The sequence below is a fragment of the Bacteroides sp. OM08-11 genome, assembly GCF_003438665.1.
Classification (GTDB): Bacteria; Bacteroidota; Bacteroidia; order Bacteroidales; family Bacteroidaceae; genus Bacteroides; species Bacteroides cutis.
The window spans coordinates 59,027-75,662 of record NZ_QSTJ01000007.1 but is presented as its reverse complement, the minus strand read 5'-3'; the positions used below and the strand labels follow the sequence as shown (position 1 = coordinate 75,662).

The window sequence follows — 16,636 nt, the reverse complement described above, 5'->3', positions numbered from 1 at the left end:
TAGAAATTATGGCAAAACCAAGATTATTTATAGGCTCTTCAGTTGAAGGCCTTCCAGTAGCAAGAGCCATTAAGGCCGAATTAGACTTTGATATGGACGTTACAGTGTGGAGTCAAGGAGTATTCAAACTATCTCATTCGCCATTAGAAGACTTGAGCACAGTACTTGAGAACTCAGACTTTGCATCCTTCGTTTTTCTTCCAGAGGATAAACTGGAGATCAGAGGTGAAGAAAAAACTACAGTACGTGATAATGTGGTTTTTGAGTTGGGGTTATTCTATGGAAAATTAGGAAGAGATAGAGTTTCATACATAATGCCCCGTGGATATGATTTACACCTTCCATCAGATTTAACAGGAGTTACAGGAGGGACTTTTGAATCTCCCAACACAAACATGCAAGCAAGTGTAGGAAGTTATTGCGAACAAATTAGAATGCAGGTGAGAATGCATAAAATTAATTTCCCAGCAACCGGCAGGTTTGGTCCGAATATTTTTGCTGATGGAGTATCTATGCTTAAAGAAAAATGTAGTTTTAAAGCCAATGTCCCTCAAGGTAATGAACTAATCATTAGAATAAGTAACATAGACAAAAAAACTTCGTATGGATATGATGTTTCTTCATTTGGAGACTGGGTGGTCGAACCATATGATGAAAGTAAAAACGAACAATTAGCAAAACTAATTGGACCATCAAACTCTGATATGTGCTTGCGTATACATGCAGAAGGAAATATAAATATTCAAGCCTATGAGAAAGATACCCCTACTCCAATACTATCTAAAAATGTACTCCTGATCCCATAACATGAAACAAATAATAAATCATTGCTCATGTCAGTGGAAAAGTTCAAACCATTGTTCCCTCACCCCCACCTGCAAAGGCTGGGGGTGTCGGTTCCTCGGCACCCCCATAGAGCAACTACCGACCACTGACAGAGAGAAAGCAAAATTATTTTCCAAAGTGTATAGGGAAGCAAAAAGTAAGGGCGTTCTTGAATGCCCACATTACCGCTCTTTATTCATTGATGAAGTGCTCGAAAATATAAATCGAAGTAACGTAACATTACAAAATATGAACTAATTTTTCTCATTTATTGTCGGACATCTATTTCAGCCAACTTGCAAAGAAGTGATGCACAGATTACAACTGCATTTCCAATACTATAAGTCTAGTTTAGTTTTTGTGTAAAGCACTTCCTCCGTTGGCGAACGTTGGAAGTGCTTTTACATTATGGTATATAGAGCATTTCCCGTAGCCGGGCCGCTACGTTTTTTTATATGAGTTATTATTCCAATCTATTTTTATTTCCTTATCTTTGAAACTCATAAAATAAACACCAATAATAATTTAAACAAATAAACAATGATACGCAAAATACTGACATATTATACCGAGCGTTTGGACGAGTACTTGTCTGGCTTCCATCACTGTCCTGAAGGAATGGCAACAGTGGAGCAGATAGGTGGCAACACAGAGGAATGCCCCAATAAAATGGTGATGAGCTTGCTGAACGTGGAACGTGAGACTTCCGGTGGTATTTCCGCTCCTGTACAACGATGCGCCGGTGAAAGCTATGTGCGGTTGCAGCCGCCTTTGCTGCTCAACTTGAACGTGATACTGGCGGCAGTGTTCGATAAACGACAGTATGCCGTATCACTCTCTGTACTTACTGACACGTTGCGTTTCATCCAGTCCATGCCGAGATTCACGGTGGAAGGGATGGACTACACGATAGAAATCGTAAGCCTGTCGCCCCAAGACCTGAACAACGTGTGGACGTTGTTGGGCGGACAATACTATCCGTCCGTCGTATGCAAGATCCGCCGCTTAACCCTCGATGCAGGAGAAATCTGTACGACAGGAAAAACGTCAGACAGACCAACTGTGGAAATGTAAATAAAGAAACAGGGATCAATATGAAGTATATGATCGAAAACTTCCTGCGTAGCGTATGGAAACGTAGTGGCTTGGCCGGAACCACTCCTGAAAAATGAAAATTTTACTTATCAGATATTCTTTCAACCTACATTAGTTGGATTTTCCAAATATATTCAGTTATAATATAAAAATCCCGTCCTACTTGTCACAAGCGGGGCGGGACAACGACAAAATTAAATAGGCATTTTGTAGCCTCAGTATATTAAAAATGGGTTAACGAAAAAAAGCACTACGAACAGAACGAAAAAGCCCCCAGCCTGTTAATATGATACCACTCAGTACTAACACAAACGTGCGCCACAACGCACAGCCGAGGGCTTAATGCCTTCCGCTGCGTTGTGGCGCATTTATATCGTACATGAGTGGTACCGCAAAAGTAATAATATAAACTTAATTAGTAAAATGAAAACACTAATTTCTTATTGTGATAATAAATAAACTATCCCTGAAGTATAATATTTATCAGAACTCTATCCCCTTCTTCATTGTTATAGATGAAAAAAATTATACGAAGTATGAAATCTCAAATCTCTGATATCCGAAAAGAATATACGCGTGGGAAACTCACTAAAAACAACATTCCCAACGATCCTTTCGAACAATTTGCATATTGGCTGGACGATGCCATCCATAGTAGCGAAGACGAACCTACCGCCATGATTATAGCCACTGTATCAACTGACGGACATCCTTCTACACGAACCGTATTACTGAAAGGGGTGGAAAATGAGAAGTTCCTATTTTTCACAAATTACGAAAGCCGTAAAGGACAACAATTAACAGGTAACCCATATATATCCTTGTCCTTTGTGTGGCATAAATTGGAGAGACAGGTACATATCGAGGGGAAAGCTGAAAAATGTACTCCCGAAGAATCAGAGGCTTATTTTGCAACTCGTCCTTACAAAAGTAGAATCGGAGCCAGAGTTTCCCCGCAAAGCCATGTCATCGGCAGCCGGATGGAAATTATACGTGCATTTGCTTATGAGGCAACAAAGTTGGCGGGACAAGTAGTGAAACGTCCTGATAATTGGGGAGGATTTGTAGTCACTCCTACCCGTTTTGAGTTTTGGCAAGGACGTGAAAACAGACTACACGATCGTTTTCAATATACACTATTAGAGAATGGAAACTGGGAAATATCTCGATTAGCCCCCTGATTTAACTTTGTAAACTCTATATGCTATAAATAAAACTTAAAAAGAAAAACAAAGCCAGAATGTCACTGTTAGAAAGTAAAAACTCTAAATAAGCTAATTATGAATTACGGAATTAGTATTCTTTTCCGAGCCATACCCTTACTGATGGCTTTGTTTTGTTTTAGCTACGGAACTTTCGTGCTTTATATGGGAGTGGACCCGGCAAAGTATGTCGCCGGTCCGGTATTGTTATCCTTAGGGATGATTTGTATCGCACTATTTGCTACGGCAGCCACAATCATCCGGCAAATTATCCATACATATAGCCCGATAGTAAAATATGCCCTACCTATCATCGGTTACATGGCAGCCATTATCACTTTTATCTATGGATGGGAATACATAAATGGAGCTGCTAGTGCCAGCCATTTCGTAGCCGGACATGTAGTTTGCGGAGTAGCCTTCATCACAGCATGCGTCGCAACCACAGCAACATCCTCTACACGTTTCACTCTCATCCCTGAAAACTCCGATACAACCGGACACGAGGTACCCCGTAAAGCATTTAACTCCATAGAAGGCAATATTTTGATAATCATCGCCATTATCCTGGCAACTGTTACATGGATATGGACCTTCTGGCTTCTTACGAAAAGCGACACACACAATGCTTACTATGTAGCCGGACACGTCATGGCAGGAATTGCCTGTATCTGTACCAGCTTGGTAGCATTGGTAGCAACAATCGTACGCCAAATACGTAATACATACACACATCCTGAAAAAAGATGGTGGCCTGCATTAGTATTATCCATGGGAACACTCAGTATCGTTTGGGGACTCTTGATTTTAGGTAATCCCAACATTATCAAATCCTCTATCGGATTTATCATGATAGGATTGGGACTGGTGTGTTACAGTATTTCCAGCAAAGTCATCCTGCTTGCTGCTATCTGGCGAAACACATTCAAACTAGCCAACCGTATCCCGTTAATTCCAATATTTACAGCCCTAACCTGCCTGTTCCTCTCCGTCTTCATTTTCGAGATGGCAACAATACACGATGCCTACTTTGTACCGGCGCGCGTATTAGCCGGCTTAGGAGGTATATGTTTCACACTATTCTCAATAGTAAGCATTCTGGAAAGCGGTACTTCTAAATAGTATCCGCTTCCTTTCCAGCTGCCTGAGCATCAGCAAAGACATCAACATCTAAAGCATGATGCGCCACAAAGGCGGCAGGACCGGTATCACCCGAGTTCAAGATATCACGGACTACATCTGCCTTACTTTTTCCAGTTACAAGAAAGACTATCTTCTTAGCACTGAATATCAGGCATCCTGTCATGGCTATCCGCTGCTGCCCGTTATAAGGATTGAAGCTGACTTCATAAGGACGAAAAGAAGACAGAAGATGTTCTTGTCCCGGAAAGATAGAAGATGTATGCCCGTCGTCACCTGCACCAAGCAACACAACATCAAAAACCGGAAAGCCACGCCACAAAGGTAATGTACGATATACTTGTTCCGAATAACGTTTGGCTTCATCTTCGGGAGAATGGAATGCGTAGACAGGAAAAACAAATTCATCCGGCATCCTGACCTCATTCAAAAGTAACCTGCTCATTGTACCATAATTACTTTCCGAGTCTTCGAAAGGAACGCACCGTTCATCTACCCAATAGATACGCATCCGTTCCCATGGAGTTTGTTCTTTATACTCATTCGCCCAAATATCAAACATAATTGAAGGAGTAGTTCCTCCGCTGAAAGCAAAATAAAAAATTCGTTTCGGCTCTTGTTTCATCATATCAATGAGATATTTAATGAGCGCATGCGCCGTTTCTGTCGCAGTAGTATAAATGTAACTTTTCATAACTCACAGTATTCGTCTGTATTTGTAAGATTTTTACACGGATTGGTCCATTCAGCATCATGTTCGTGCATCATTACTTCACTCTCCAAAGGCCCCCAAGTACCGATTGGATAACCGTAGAGCGGAACCTCAGGATGTTTCTTCCAATAATTTAAAACAGGATCAAAAAATTTCCAGGAAGCTTCAACGGCATCACTACGAGTAAATAGTGTCTGGTCACCTTGTATACAGTCTTCTATTAACCGAGCATAAGCATCACCGGTAGGCAGCCTCCCTAATTCGGAATAGCTGAAGTCCATCATAACCTGCTTCACGTCAAATCCGGGACCCGGAACTTTCATTCCGAACTTCAAGACAATACCTTCGTTGGGTTGCAATCGTAAAATAAGTTTGTTGGCACGGGGGCAATGGCCACCTTCACAATGAAACATCTGATGTGGTGTTTCACGGAAATGTATTACAATCTCCGTTACCTTTGTAGGCATTTGTTTTCCGGTACGGATATAGAAAGGAACACCACTCCATCGCCAATTGTTGATACCGATTTTCATGGCAATATAAGTTTCGGTACGTGAGTCAGGCGATACATTATTCTCTTCTCTATAACCTTTTTTCGTTCCGAAACCAGTGTACTGTCCACGAACAATATGTTCATTCAGGTCTTCCTCCGTCAATGGTGCAAGAGATTCGTAAACTTTTACCACTTCATTTCGGAAATTATCAGCATTGAAGATAGCAGGAGGTTCCATAGCTGTCAATGCCACCAGTTGTATAAGGTGGTTCTGCACCATATCACGCAAGGCACCTGCGCCTTCATAAAATCCGCCACGTTGCTCTATACCTAGATTCTCTACCGCAGTGATTTCTACATAATCCACATAATTACGGTTCCATAATGGTTCAAAAATACCATTGGCAAAACGAAAAGCCAAAATATTCTGAGCAGTCTCTTTACCCAGAAAATGATCAATACGATAAATCTGATGCTCCTCAAATACAGAAGAATAAATCCGGTTTAAATCACGGGCTGACTCTAAATCATACCCAAAAGGTTTTTCTACGATGATACGTGAATGGGGAGTGTTCAGATGTGCTGTCTGCAAATGAAGTGGAATAACGCCATAAAGCGAAGGTGGGGTAGCCAGATAAAACAGAAGATTATCCGGTTCTTTTTCACCTGTCAATTCCTGCAAACGGTCATTCAAACGGCCATATTCCTCTACATCAGCAGGATTCATTGTCAGATAGTTCAGATGCCTACAAAAATCTGCCATCTTTTCTTCAACTTGCTCTTTCGAAGCGATAAACTGTTCAAGTTCTTTCAATATATATGTACGGTAATTATCATCCTCATATTCTGTACGCCCAATACCCAGAATAGCAAAACCATCCGGTAAACGTCCATCCTTATATAAAGTATATAATGCCGGCATCAATTTACGCTTCGTCAAATCGCCTGAAGCTCCAAAAATAATCATTACAAATTTATTCATAGTAGTTCCTCTTTACACATTGTAAGTTCCTGATTTGGTATTACCTCCATGTCCGGTCCAATTCTCATGAAAAAATTGTCCACGAAGCTCATCTACACGCTCAAAGGTATGTGCTCCGAAATAATCACGTTGTGCCTGAATCATATTTGCCGGCAACTTGGCCGATACCAATGAATAAAAATAATTCAACGCCGATGAGAATGCAGGTACCGGAAGTTCTTCTTTCATAGCTTGTACCACCAAATGTTTCCACCCAGAGAGCAACTGCTTGATTTCTTCTTTAAAGTAAGGCGCCAACAAAAGGTGTCTCGGTTTATCCTTTACCTCAAAAGCCGCTGCAATATCATTCAGGAAGATACTACGGATAATGCATCCCCCACGCCACATACGCGCAATAGAAGCCAAATCCAATTTCCATCCAAAAGTATCGGACGCACGTTGCAACACAGCAAATCCCTGCGCATACGACACTAGCTTAGAAGCATACAACGCAGCATAAATATCTTTCACCATTTCAGGTTTATTGTAAACAACTTCCGTACGTTGGCACACAAATTGCTTGGAAGACTCTTCACGTAAACTCTTCTGGGCAGATAAACTGCGTTCAAAAACTGCTGTAGCAATAAGTCCAAGCGGCATACCCAACTCCATGGCATTGATTACCGACCATTTTCCCGTACCTTTCTGTCCTGCCGTATCCAAGATTTTATCTATCAAATAACCGCCCGTCTTATCTTTATGTCTCAAAATATTGGCAGTAATCTCTATCAGATAGCTACGTAACTTACCTTCATTCCAATGAGAAAAGATGGTACCCATTTCCTCATTAGTCAATTTCAACAAGTTTTTCATCACCCAATAACTTTCGGAAATAAGTTGCATATCACCATATTCAATTCCATTATGTATCATCTTGACAAAATGTCCCGATCCTGCCGGACCAATCCATTGGCAACATGGTGTACCATCCGACGCTTTAGCAGCAATACTTTGCAGAATAGGTTTCACTTCTTCCCACGCACTCTCCGACCCTCCAGGCATAATGGAAGCACCGTTGAGCGCACCTTCTTCTCCCCCCGATACTCCGGCACCTACAAAACGAAAGCCTTCCTTTTCGGTTAACGCAACACGACGGTTGGTATCTTTGTAATTCGAGTTACCACCGTCAATCAGAATATCTCCCGGTGATAAATACGGGAAAAGTTGTTCCATCAGTTCATCTACCGCACTACCGGCACGAACCATCATCATTATTTTGCGGGGGGTAGCAATAGAAGCTACAAAATCTGATATATCTGTAAATCCCTCGATACTTTTTCCTTTGGCGCGTCCATTAATGAAACGCTCAACCACTCCTTCTTCCACCCTCGGGACAGTACGATTATAAACAGATACCATCCAACCTTTATCTGCCATATTCAAAGCTAGATTTTCGCCCATCACGGCAAGACCTATAAGTCCGATATCCGTTTTAGTTAATTTCTCCATATACTTGTAAATTTTGTCTTTATAGTTGAAACAAAAAGCTAGTACTATTTGTTCGTATAGTTTCAGAAATAAATACATATTTCTTTAATGAACAGATATAACATCCATTTCTTTAATAAATAAGCATATATTTCTAAATAAACTATTTTAATCAAACATACATGTAGTTTGTAGCGATAACAAAAAAGGATGTGTCTCACGACACATCCTCTCCACTATTAATTTGGTATTATGTTAAAAAGGACTGTTCTCTTACCAAGCCCAGTCATTTTCGTTATAGGTACTCTCCACTTCCTCCTCTATCACATCAGGCAGATTACAGAAGAAGTCAAGCCCTGTTTTTTCTTCAAGTTCGTCAATACTTACAGCACATTTCTTTAGTTCATTGACTGACGGGCTACCAGATAAATACTCTTGATGTTCCATCCAAAAACCAATCGCATGCCAAATATCACCTTTTTGTGATAGAATAGCCATAAAATAATATTTTGGACAAGGCAATCCATGAATGGTAAGTCCATTCTCATCTGTAGAAGGCAGTTTACCATCTCCACCTTTCTTGGTAGCTGTAAAATCTTTCAATAATTCATTCAACGTACCACCCTTAGCCACATATACCTTATCATACGTAGTAGGAATAGCGCGTCCCCATTTACGTATCTGGTTCTCCAAAGCTCCCCAGTATTGCCCATTGAATGAAGGAATCATAGGCGATATATTACTGAAATAGAAAGTTTGGTCATTGGCTTCCTGAGTATAGAGACGGTCGGCAGAGCCACAAAGGTGTCCACGATCAAATCCATCATTCTTATGTTGGTCATTGGTTACTTGCATTTCAACAGGCAATTCCGGATCAACAAAAAAGTTCTTCCCACGTTCTGCACCTTCTTTACAAGTAATTTCATCAAAATTGAAAGCGACCCAGGTAGAATGTTTCATTGTCGGATTCCATTCAAGACCATAATTCAACACTTTTACATTGCTCACTGTCACATAGTGATCTACATAATAATTGGCAGCATTCAATCGAGGCATCTCATAGTTGGTTACCGATACTCTATCCGTAGCAACATTAGCATTAACATTTTCACTTAAGTCGCGATCCTTTGTACCGGCTGCAATGTATTCTATACCTACATTATTACCTTCAATATAAGCTATACGTACTTTTAAGAAACTATATTTCGTAGCACTTTTACAACGTGCCCAATAGTTCTTTCCACTCACAACCTCAATAGTTTCTTGCCAAACTTGATCAGCAGGAACTTCAGTCATTGCAGAAAGTTTGCCATCGACTCCCGGAACAAAACGCCAAGCATTCCCCACAAACTTCTTTTCTTTCAAATAGAAAGGTTTGTCAAATCCGTCGGCCTTGAAAACGCTAAATCCATCGGCGTAGTTTTCATAACCTTTCATTACCATTGTAGATGTCCCTTCCTGGGTAGTCTCAATGTAGCCATAAGGTAAAGCATCGGAGGAATCTTCACACCCTCCGAGCCATACACTTATAAGCAAAAGCAATATATAAGATAATTTCTTCATTCTAAGCTTTTGTTTTTTCTATCCATCATTATTCTTGAATAGAAAGATTTTTGATTTCAACAGTAGCGGCAGCTTTTTCATCGCTCTTATATTGGAAAGCAATACGGATCTTTTGATTACTATAATCACCCAATTCACAAGGATCTACTGTAACAAAACTCCATGAATCCTCCACAGGCCATCCTGTTATTGTCAAATCAACCCAAGTGGCTTTTGTAACATCATCCACATAATCAGTAGATAGTTTTACCACAAAGTAATCTGAAACTTTATTACCTTTTAAATGATTTATAGCAGCATCAAATCTCAGGACAGGTACAGCCGCTTTTTCCAAACTAATCTCAGGTGACACAATCCAACTTTCTGCTTTCTGGTTTTCGCCATTATAGCCTGTAGCTTTCCAACCATAAGACCTTTCAATGGACCATACCTTTGACAATCCTCCCAATTCAATATCCTGAATAGTAAAACCACCATCATTACCACCAAGCAAAGTATTTTCATAATATACTTTTGCTTCTATCCACTTATCATTACTTTTCACAAACAACATACGGGCAGGCATATCTGTAGCTGTTTCAAGCCAAGCAGCACCATCATAAGTAAACTCGGTAGCAGCAACAGTAGTTTTCTTTGCAGAGGAATCATAGTAATAATATACAGCTACCTTCTTGTCATCTGCCTTAACATAGGGATAAGCCTTGGTTAAGAAAATAGGCAATGTAACAGAAGGATTACTGATTGAGTTGTATCCCATCGGTTCATAATCTGCCGGTTGCAATACTACAAGATCTGTATTTTTATCAGTCGGTTCATAAGCAGTCCAAGTCGCAGTTGTAGCATCATAACGATAAACAGCAGAAGTATTAGCTTTTACAGCAGCACGGGTAGAAGCAAAAGTAGCAAGAGCCAATTCGTCTTCTGAGATTTCTTTATAAAGATGTACATCTGCATAATAACCTTCCACCTCATCAGTTAAAGTCAAATTCTTCACTTCAAATGTAGGTCCACAATCTGAAGTACTCTTATATACAAATGCTATACGTATTTTTTTGCCTTTATATGCAGACAAATCAATATTACCAGATTCCACAAAATTCCAGTTTTTCCCTTCCGGCCAAACAGGTACATTCAATGTCTCCCACGTGGCAGTAGCTACATTATCTTTATAATCAGAAGAAATCTTCAAATCCATGAAATCTACACGGTTATTACCATTTAAAAAATTAAGCGCATGTTCAAATGCCAAAACCGGTGTATTTGCTTTATCTAAATCCACTTCAGGAGATACCAACCAACTTTCTGATGGATAAGAAACCTTATTTATCGTAGCAGATACTTTCCAGCCATAATCAGCCGTATTACTCCATACTCTATTCAAAGGTTCATTCATGGTTACATTTTGCACTGTGAACCGACCAGTATTACCCATGAAAGACTCATTCAAATAAGAACCGGATTTTGAGCCCGAATATGCCCCATACGAATAAGAATTTCCATCTACATAAAAATTCAATTTTATGGTTTTATTTTTTTCTACATTGATAACAGATTTCAAATTATCCGTTGCTTTATCAGTAAATACCCAATCACCTCCTTTTTCCTGCATAGAGGCAGACAAATTGAAAGTATTATAATCCCCGGACATATAAATATATTTCCCGTCCTGACGCTTCAGAGAATAACCTTTATCTGTAGGGGTAATCGTCAACACATAATCAGTAACATCACTTGTGATGAGTCCGTCGGCAACAGTCACTGCTTCGCCTACCATATAACCATAATTTTTTGTTTCATCCTTAAGCTTTCCAAAAGGAATGAGATTGGCATTTTTATCCGGAGAAAGAATTACATAATTACCACCTGCTTCATCTACTTCTTTTACCAACTGATATACTTTTTTCGGTTCTGGTTCCGGCTCCGATCCACCGCCCGTACTCGGTTCCGTTTCAGAATAAGCGTAGTTGACCAAAAGCATATCTCCATTTTTAGCATTTGGATTAGCCGCAGCAAGAACTTCCGGTATCATCTTCACTTTAGCAGGAGAAATGTATAGTGCATTCACCTTATCGCCCCACACTGATTTATAATCCTCAGAAGTAAGATCATAATCTTTGATTCCATTAAAATCAGCCATATATTCAGGCAAATTTTCTGCATTTTGATAATTCACCAATACTTTTGACTTATTACTTAAATAAGGGAAAACAGAATCAATATAGGCAGGCAAATACCATGCAGCGGGAGCTTCTTCGGTAAAGAAACCGTTGCTGGTCAACTGATCCAAAGCTTTTAGAAAAGTTTGCCCTTCAGGATCTTTAGAAAGAGCAAGTTCTCTATTTGCTTTCAGTGTAGCAATCTTTTTATAATTGGCTTTCACTAAAGTAATCGTATCGTTTCGGATATCCTTAGCATGGGTATACTCATCGTATCCCGGAAAATTGTCTTCATTATAATCGCAACCTGCCAACAACAGCAAAGATGCAAATAGCGTTCCTAATAAAATATTTTTTTTCATAATCTGTCTTGGTTTAGAAATTAAACTTCAGTCTTACAGAATAAGTACGTCCAAAGCCATAAAGTACACGTGTCGCCGTCTCCCAATCGTGGTTCTTGCCATCGTAAGCATCAGCAATATATTCTTGATCAAGAACATTATTAACATTACCACTCAAAGTAGCACGTATCTTACCAAAATCGAATGTATAGCTAGCTCCTAGGTCAAAAGTATTATAAGACGGTATCTGCCATGGAGCACTAATCAAATAGGGCTCTTCTTGTTTAGCTTCCCCTGCATCAATTTCATAATCGGCAAAGTTACGTGCATAGAAATTCCAGTCTGCACTTACACGCAGATTTTTCATAGGACGTATATTCAATCCTAAAGCAGCTGTTGTTTGTGCAGAACCACCTACAGATACGTTGTCCATCTTAATTTTATATTTATATTGTTCAGCAGTAGACATATCAGTAACCACTCCTCCACGGGTATCTTTCATTATCTGTCCTTGCGCATTGAACAAATAGCCCGAAGCATCACCATTCCAACGCCAATCACCCCAAGAGAACATACCTGTCACTTCCAGCCAACGCAATGGTTTAGCAGAAAAATCAAGTTCAATACCCATATGATTTGCATTAGCACCTAACATATTCATAGTCCAACGCTCTTTAGTATCAGTAGAAGTTCCGGAGTCATACAGTGCTTTATCAATCCATTTTGTATAATAGGCATTCAAATTCGCGCTGAAAATACTACTACGGAAACCATAACCGACTTCAAACGACATGATTTTTTCATTCTTGGCATCCGGATTACGTTCATGTGAAGATTGCGAATTAATAAAAGTATTCTGGAACATCGGAGCACGACTAATATAACCGGCATTGAAGAATACATTATTATTGTCATCAAGATTATAATTTATACCACCCTTAACATTTCCTGCCAAATAATTCTTTGCGGAAGATTTCGCTTTATCTTTACTATAATACATACGATCATAACGCCAATAACCCGTATTAGAAATACCACCAGAAACAAATGCGCTTAATTTATCTTGGTTATATTCCAACTGTCCAAAAACACCTTCGTACATCACAAAACCATCATAATCACGATATACGACATCACCTACACCCAACTTCTCATTAATGTATTCGGGTGTACCACCTACCGGATTATTAGCAGCCAATACATTTTTACGATTATATGAGTCCACAAAATATGAGCCACCGAAAAGGTCGGTTATCACATTTTGATGTAGTCCTTTATAATAACGTACATCAATACCACCATAAAAATCGAAATATTCACCAAATTTGGTTGTATAAGTAGAAAGCAAACCATACCACATGTGATCATTCATCATCTTGCTCATAATCATCTTAGAACCGGTAGTACTTTCTGCGTTCAATGCTTCTACGGCATCATAATCGAATGTACCATCAGGACGACGAAAATCATTATTCACCAATCCATTACTTGCCCCATACCATTTATTTCTATATTCGCTATCACCAGTACCGCTATAGCCATTACCTCGTCCAATAGATACATAAAGAGCTGTACTCAAACTTGATCTATGATCGATCTGCCATAAATGATTCAACGAAATTTGAGGTTTATGATAAGAATTACGAGAAGAATTATAAGCCTTTCCATTACGATAACCAAATGTAGGATTATATTTATAAGGACTATCATCACCCATATATTGTTTTACACGTTGCCATTCCTTAATAGTAAGGCCATTTTGGTTATTACGTTGATTGTGCCACTGTGGAGCGCCAAAAGCTGTTAAAGACAACTGATGATTATCATTGATACGCTTGGCAATACTAGCAAACCAAGTATAACCTTCCGATTCAGTACCCTGAATATATCCGTCACGCCAATCTTTACCACCCAATAAAGTGAAAGCCCATCCATCTTTTGACAAACCAGAAGAAACGCTAAACAATATTTTGTTATAACCATCATTACCCATAGCATAAGAAACAAAACCACCTTTTTTAGCATCTGTAGTCTTTGTTATAACATTCTGCGAACCTCCTACAGAAGGTGAAGCTATTTTACTGGCACCCAATCCACGTTGTACTTGTATGCTGGAAGCAACATCAGACAAACCAGACCAGTTACTAAAATAAACTTTCTGATTTTCCATACCGTTCATTGGCACGCCATTAACCATCATTGCCACATTCTCACTCTTGAAACCACGGATATTTATTTTAGAGTCACCAAAACCTCCGCCATCTTTAGTCACATAAACACCCGGAGTCGACTTTAATATTTCAGGAAATTCTTGCGAACCCAACCTTTCTTCAATAAATACAGGATCAACAGTAGAGACCGCAACTGGAGTTTTACGTGCAACAGCTATGGACGAAGTGATAGTTACGTCTTTCAACATCACCGCATCCGGTTGCATCTGTATAACTCCTAAATCTACAGAAGCTCCCTTCTGTGTAATCTTCTTCTTCAAGTCCTTGTAACCAATATACTTGAAAAGTAATGTGGCATTCGAAGCAACGCTTTGCTTGAAATAACCATCAATGTCAGTCACCGATCCTTGTGTAGTTCCCTCTACCATTACGGCAGCGCCCACTAACGGCTCGCCCGTTTCAGCATCAACAAGCTGACCTTTCACTGTAGTCTGAGCCCATGCAGCGGCACTGAATACCGACAGCACTGCAACCAACAGAAATTGAATTAGATGTTTTCTCATAATTCTGCTTTTAGTTAATAGATAGTGTTAATTAATAATTAAAAACGTTCTTAAGTCGCAAATATAGTATATTAAAATCAGATAATTATTACAAAAGTGCTACATTTTTTCAAGTTACTAAAGCATTATTGAGACTTTTTTAAACAAAGAAGCCCCGCTTTTTTTTTGCGGGGCTTTCTTTTTGTCACAAAAGCGACTATTTCTCTTTCAAACAAGAACTAACCACTAGTCATTCATCAACTTTCTATAACGAACTCGGGTAGGTTCTTCTCGTCCCAAACGTTTCAATTTATTTTCCTCATATTCCGAATAAGAACCTTCGAAAAAGAAGACGTTAGAGTCACCTTCGAAAGCAAGAATATGGGTACAAATACGATCAAGGAACCAACGGTCATGACTGATAACGACAGCACATCCGGCAAAATCTTCAAGACCTTCTTCCAAAGCGCGCAAAGTATTCACATCGATATCATTGGTCGGTTCGTCGAGAAGAAGGACATTTCCCTCTTCCTTCAAGCAAAGAGCCAAGTGAAGACGGTTACGCTCACCACCGGAAAGTACACCACAAAGTTTCTCCTGATCGGCACCGGAAAAGTTAAAACGCGACAGATAAGCACGTGCATTAATATCACGTCCTCCCATACGGATTAGGTCATTACCACCGGAAATCACCTGATAAACACTCTTATTAGGATCAATATCCTTATGTTGTTGGTCCACATAAGCCACTTTTACAGTCTCACCTACTTCAAACTCCCCGCTATCCGCAGTTTCCAGTCCCATAATAAGGCGGAAAAGAGTAGTTTTACCAGCACCGTTAGGGCCAATGATTCCGACAATACCGTTAGGTGGTAACATAAAATTAAGATCATCGAAAAGAAGCTTATCACCAAATGCCTTAGCCACATGCTTAGCTTCAATCACCTTATTACCCAAACGAGGTCCATTAGGAATAAAGATTTCCAGTTTCTCCTCTTTCTCTTTAACATCTTCATTCAACAATTTATCATAAGAATTCAGACGCGCTTTTCCTTTTGCCTGACGAGCCTTAGGAGCCATACGTACCCACTCTAACTCACGTTCCAAAGTTTTGCGACGCTTGCTGGCAGTTTTCTCTTCCATTTCCATACGCTTGGTTTTCTGTTCAAGCCAGCTGGAGTAATTACCTTTCCAAGGAATACCCTCACCACGGTCCAACTCAAGAATCCATCCCGCCACATGATCAAGGAAGTAACGATCATGAGTAACAGCAATAACTGTACCTTCATATTGTTGCAGGTGTTGTTCTAACCAATCGATAGACTCGGCATCAAGATGATTGGTAGGCTCATCAAGCAACAATACATCAGGTTTTTGAAGGAGTAACCGACAAAGGGCTACACGACGACGTTCACCGCCGGAAAGATATTCCACAGGCTGGTCTTCGGGAGGACAACGTAAGGCATCCATAGCACGTTCCAGCTTGCTGTCAAGATTCCAGGCATCAGTAGCATCAATGATATCCTGCAACTCTGCCTGACGAGTGAACAGTTTGTCCATCTTGTCCTGATCTTCATAGTATTCAGGCAAACCAAATTTCTGATTGATTTCTTCATATTCCGTCAACGCATCCACAATAGGCTGGACACCCTCCATCACTACTTCCTTCACAGTTTTAGTCGGATCAAGATATGGTTCCTGAGCCAAATAGCCCACTGAATAACCGGGTGAGAACACCACTTCTCCCTGATAGGATTTATCCAATCCGGCAATAATCTTCAGCAAAGTTGATTTACCGGAACCATTTAAACCAATGATACCGATCTTTGCTCCATAGAAAAACGAAAGATAGATATTCTTCAACACCTGCTTATTGTTCTGCTGAATGGTTTTGTTTAAGCCCACCATAGAGAAAATAATTTTCTTATCGTCTACTGTTGCCATGTA

At 39.8% G+C, this 16,636-nt stretch carries 11 protein-coding genes; 4 read left to right on the top strand and 7 right to left on the bottom strand.

Annotated elements, in window-relative coordinates; translation table 11 throughout:
- Positions 1-8: 8 nt before the first annotated feature.
- The 4 genes from DXC10_RS12745 to DXC10_RS12725 all read left to right on the top strand — a co-directional run bounded on the left by DXC10_RS12745 (position 9) and on the right by DXC10_RS12725 (position 4,244).
- A complete protein-coding gene (locus tag DXC10_RS12745; protein WP_158557856.1) occupies positions 9-806 on the top strand; it encodes a nucleotide-binding protein in 798 nt (265 codons plus the stop codon).
- Between the two features lie 559 nt (positions 807-1,365).
- Positions 1,366-1,899, top strand: a complete 534-nt coding sequence (locus tag DXC10_RS12740) for a Pvc16 family protein (protein WP_117737979.1) — start codon at positions 1,366-1,368, stop codon at positions 1,897-1,899.
- Between the two features lie 557 nt (positions 1,900-2,456).
- Entirely contained in the window at positions 2,457-3,101 is a 645-nt protein-coding gene (pdxH, locus tag DXC10_RS12730) for a pyridoxamine 5'-phosphate oxidase (RefSeq protein ID WP_117737977.1), read from the top strand.
- A gap of 99 nt (positions 3,102-3,200) precedes the next feature.
- Complete coding sequence (locus DXC10_RS12725; protein WP_117737976.1) at positions 3,201-4,244, top strand: DUF2776 family protein; 1,044 nt, start codon at positions 3,201-3,203, stop codon at positions 4,242-4,244.
- Here the strand turns inward: DXC10_RS12725 and pgl are convergent.
- The 7 genes from pgl to ettA all read right to left on the bottom strand — a co-directional run bounded on the left by pgl (position 4,237) and on the right by ettA (position 16,633).
- Positions 4,237-4,956: a 6-phosphogluconolactonase gene (gene pgl / locus DXC10_RS12720; RefSeq protein WP_117737975.1), complete on the bottom strand. Its 720-nt coding sequence runs from the start codon at positions 4,954-4,956 to the stop codon at positions 4,237-4,239. The two genes, DXC10_RS12725 and pgl, sit on opposite strands and share 8 nt — an antisense overlap.
- Positions 4,953-6,449 (bottom strand): glucose-6-phosphate dehydrogenase, encoded by a 1,497-nt coding sequence (gene zwf, locus DXC10_RS12715; RefSeq protein ID WP_117737974.1) that lies wholly within the window; start codon positions 6,447-6,449, stop codon positions 4,953-4,955. The genes pgl and zwf overlap by 4 nt, the downstream gene beginning before the upstream one ends.
- A 12-nt stretch (positions 6,450-6,461) precedes the next feature.
- Positions 6,462-7,937 (bottom strand): decarboxylating NADP(+)-dependent phosphogluconate dehydrogenase, encoded by a 1,476-nt coding sequence (gene gnd / locus DXC10_RS12710; RefSeq protein WP_117738079.1) that lies wholly within the window; start codon positions 7,935-7,937, stop codon positions 6,462-6,464.
- Between the two features lie 252 nt (positions 7,938-8,189).
- Positions 8,190-9,479 carry a DNA/RNA non-specific endonuclease gene (locus DXC10_RS12705; RefSeq protein WP_101542476.1) on the bottom strand — a complete coding sequence of 430 codons (1,290 nt, stop codon included), beginning with the start codon at positions 9,477-9,479 and terminating at the stop codon, positions 8,190-8,192.
- Between the two features lie 28 nt (positions 9,480-9,507).
- Positions 9,508-11,997 carry a choice-of-anchor J domain-containing protein gene (locus DXC10_RS12700; RefSeq protein WP_117737973.1) on the bottom strand — a complete coding sequence of 830 codons (2,490 nt, stop codon included), beginning with the start codon at positions 11,995-11,997 and terminating at the stop codon, positions 9,508-9,510.
- A 13-nt stretch (positions 11,998-12,010) separates the two neighbouring features.
- Complete coding sequence (locus tag DXC10_RS12695) at positions 12,011-14,710, bottom strand: TonB-dependent receptor (protein WP_117737972.1); 2,700 nt, start codon at positions 14,708-14,710, stop codon at positions 12,011-12,013.
- Positions 14,711-14,935: 225 nt separating this feature from the next.
- A complete protein-coding gene (gene ettA, locus DXC10_RS12690) occupies positions 14,936-16,633 on the bottom strand; it encodes an energy-dependent translational throttle protein EttA (RefSeq protein ID WP_101542473.1) in 1,698 nt (565 codons plus the stop codon).
- Positions 16,634-16,636 lie beyond the last annotated feature (3 nt).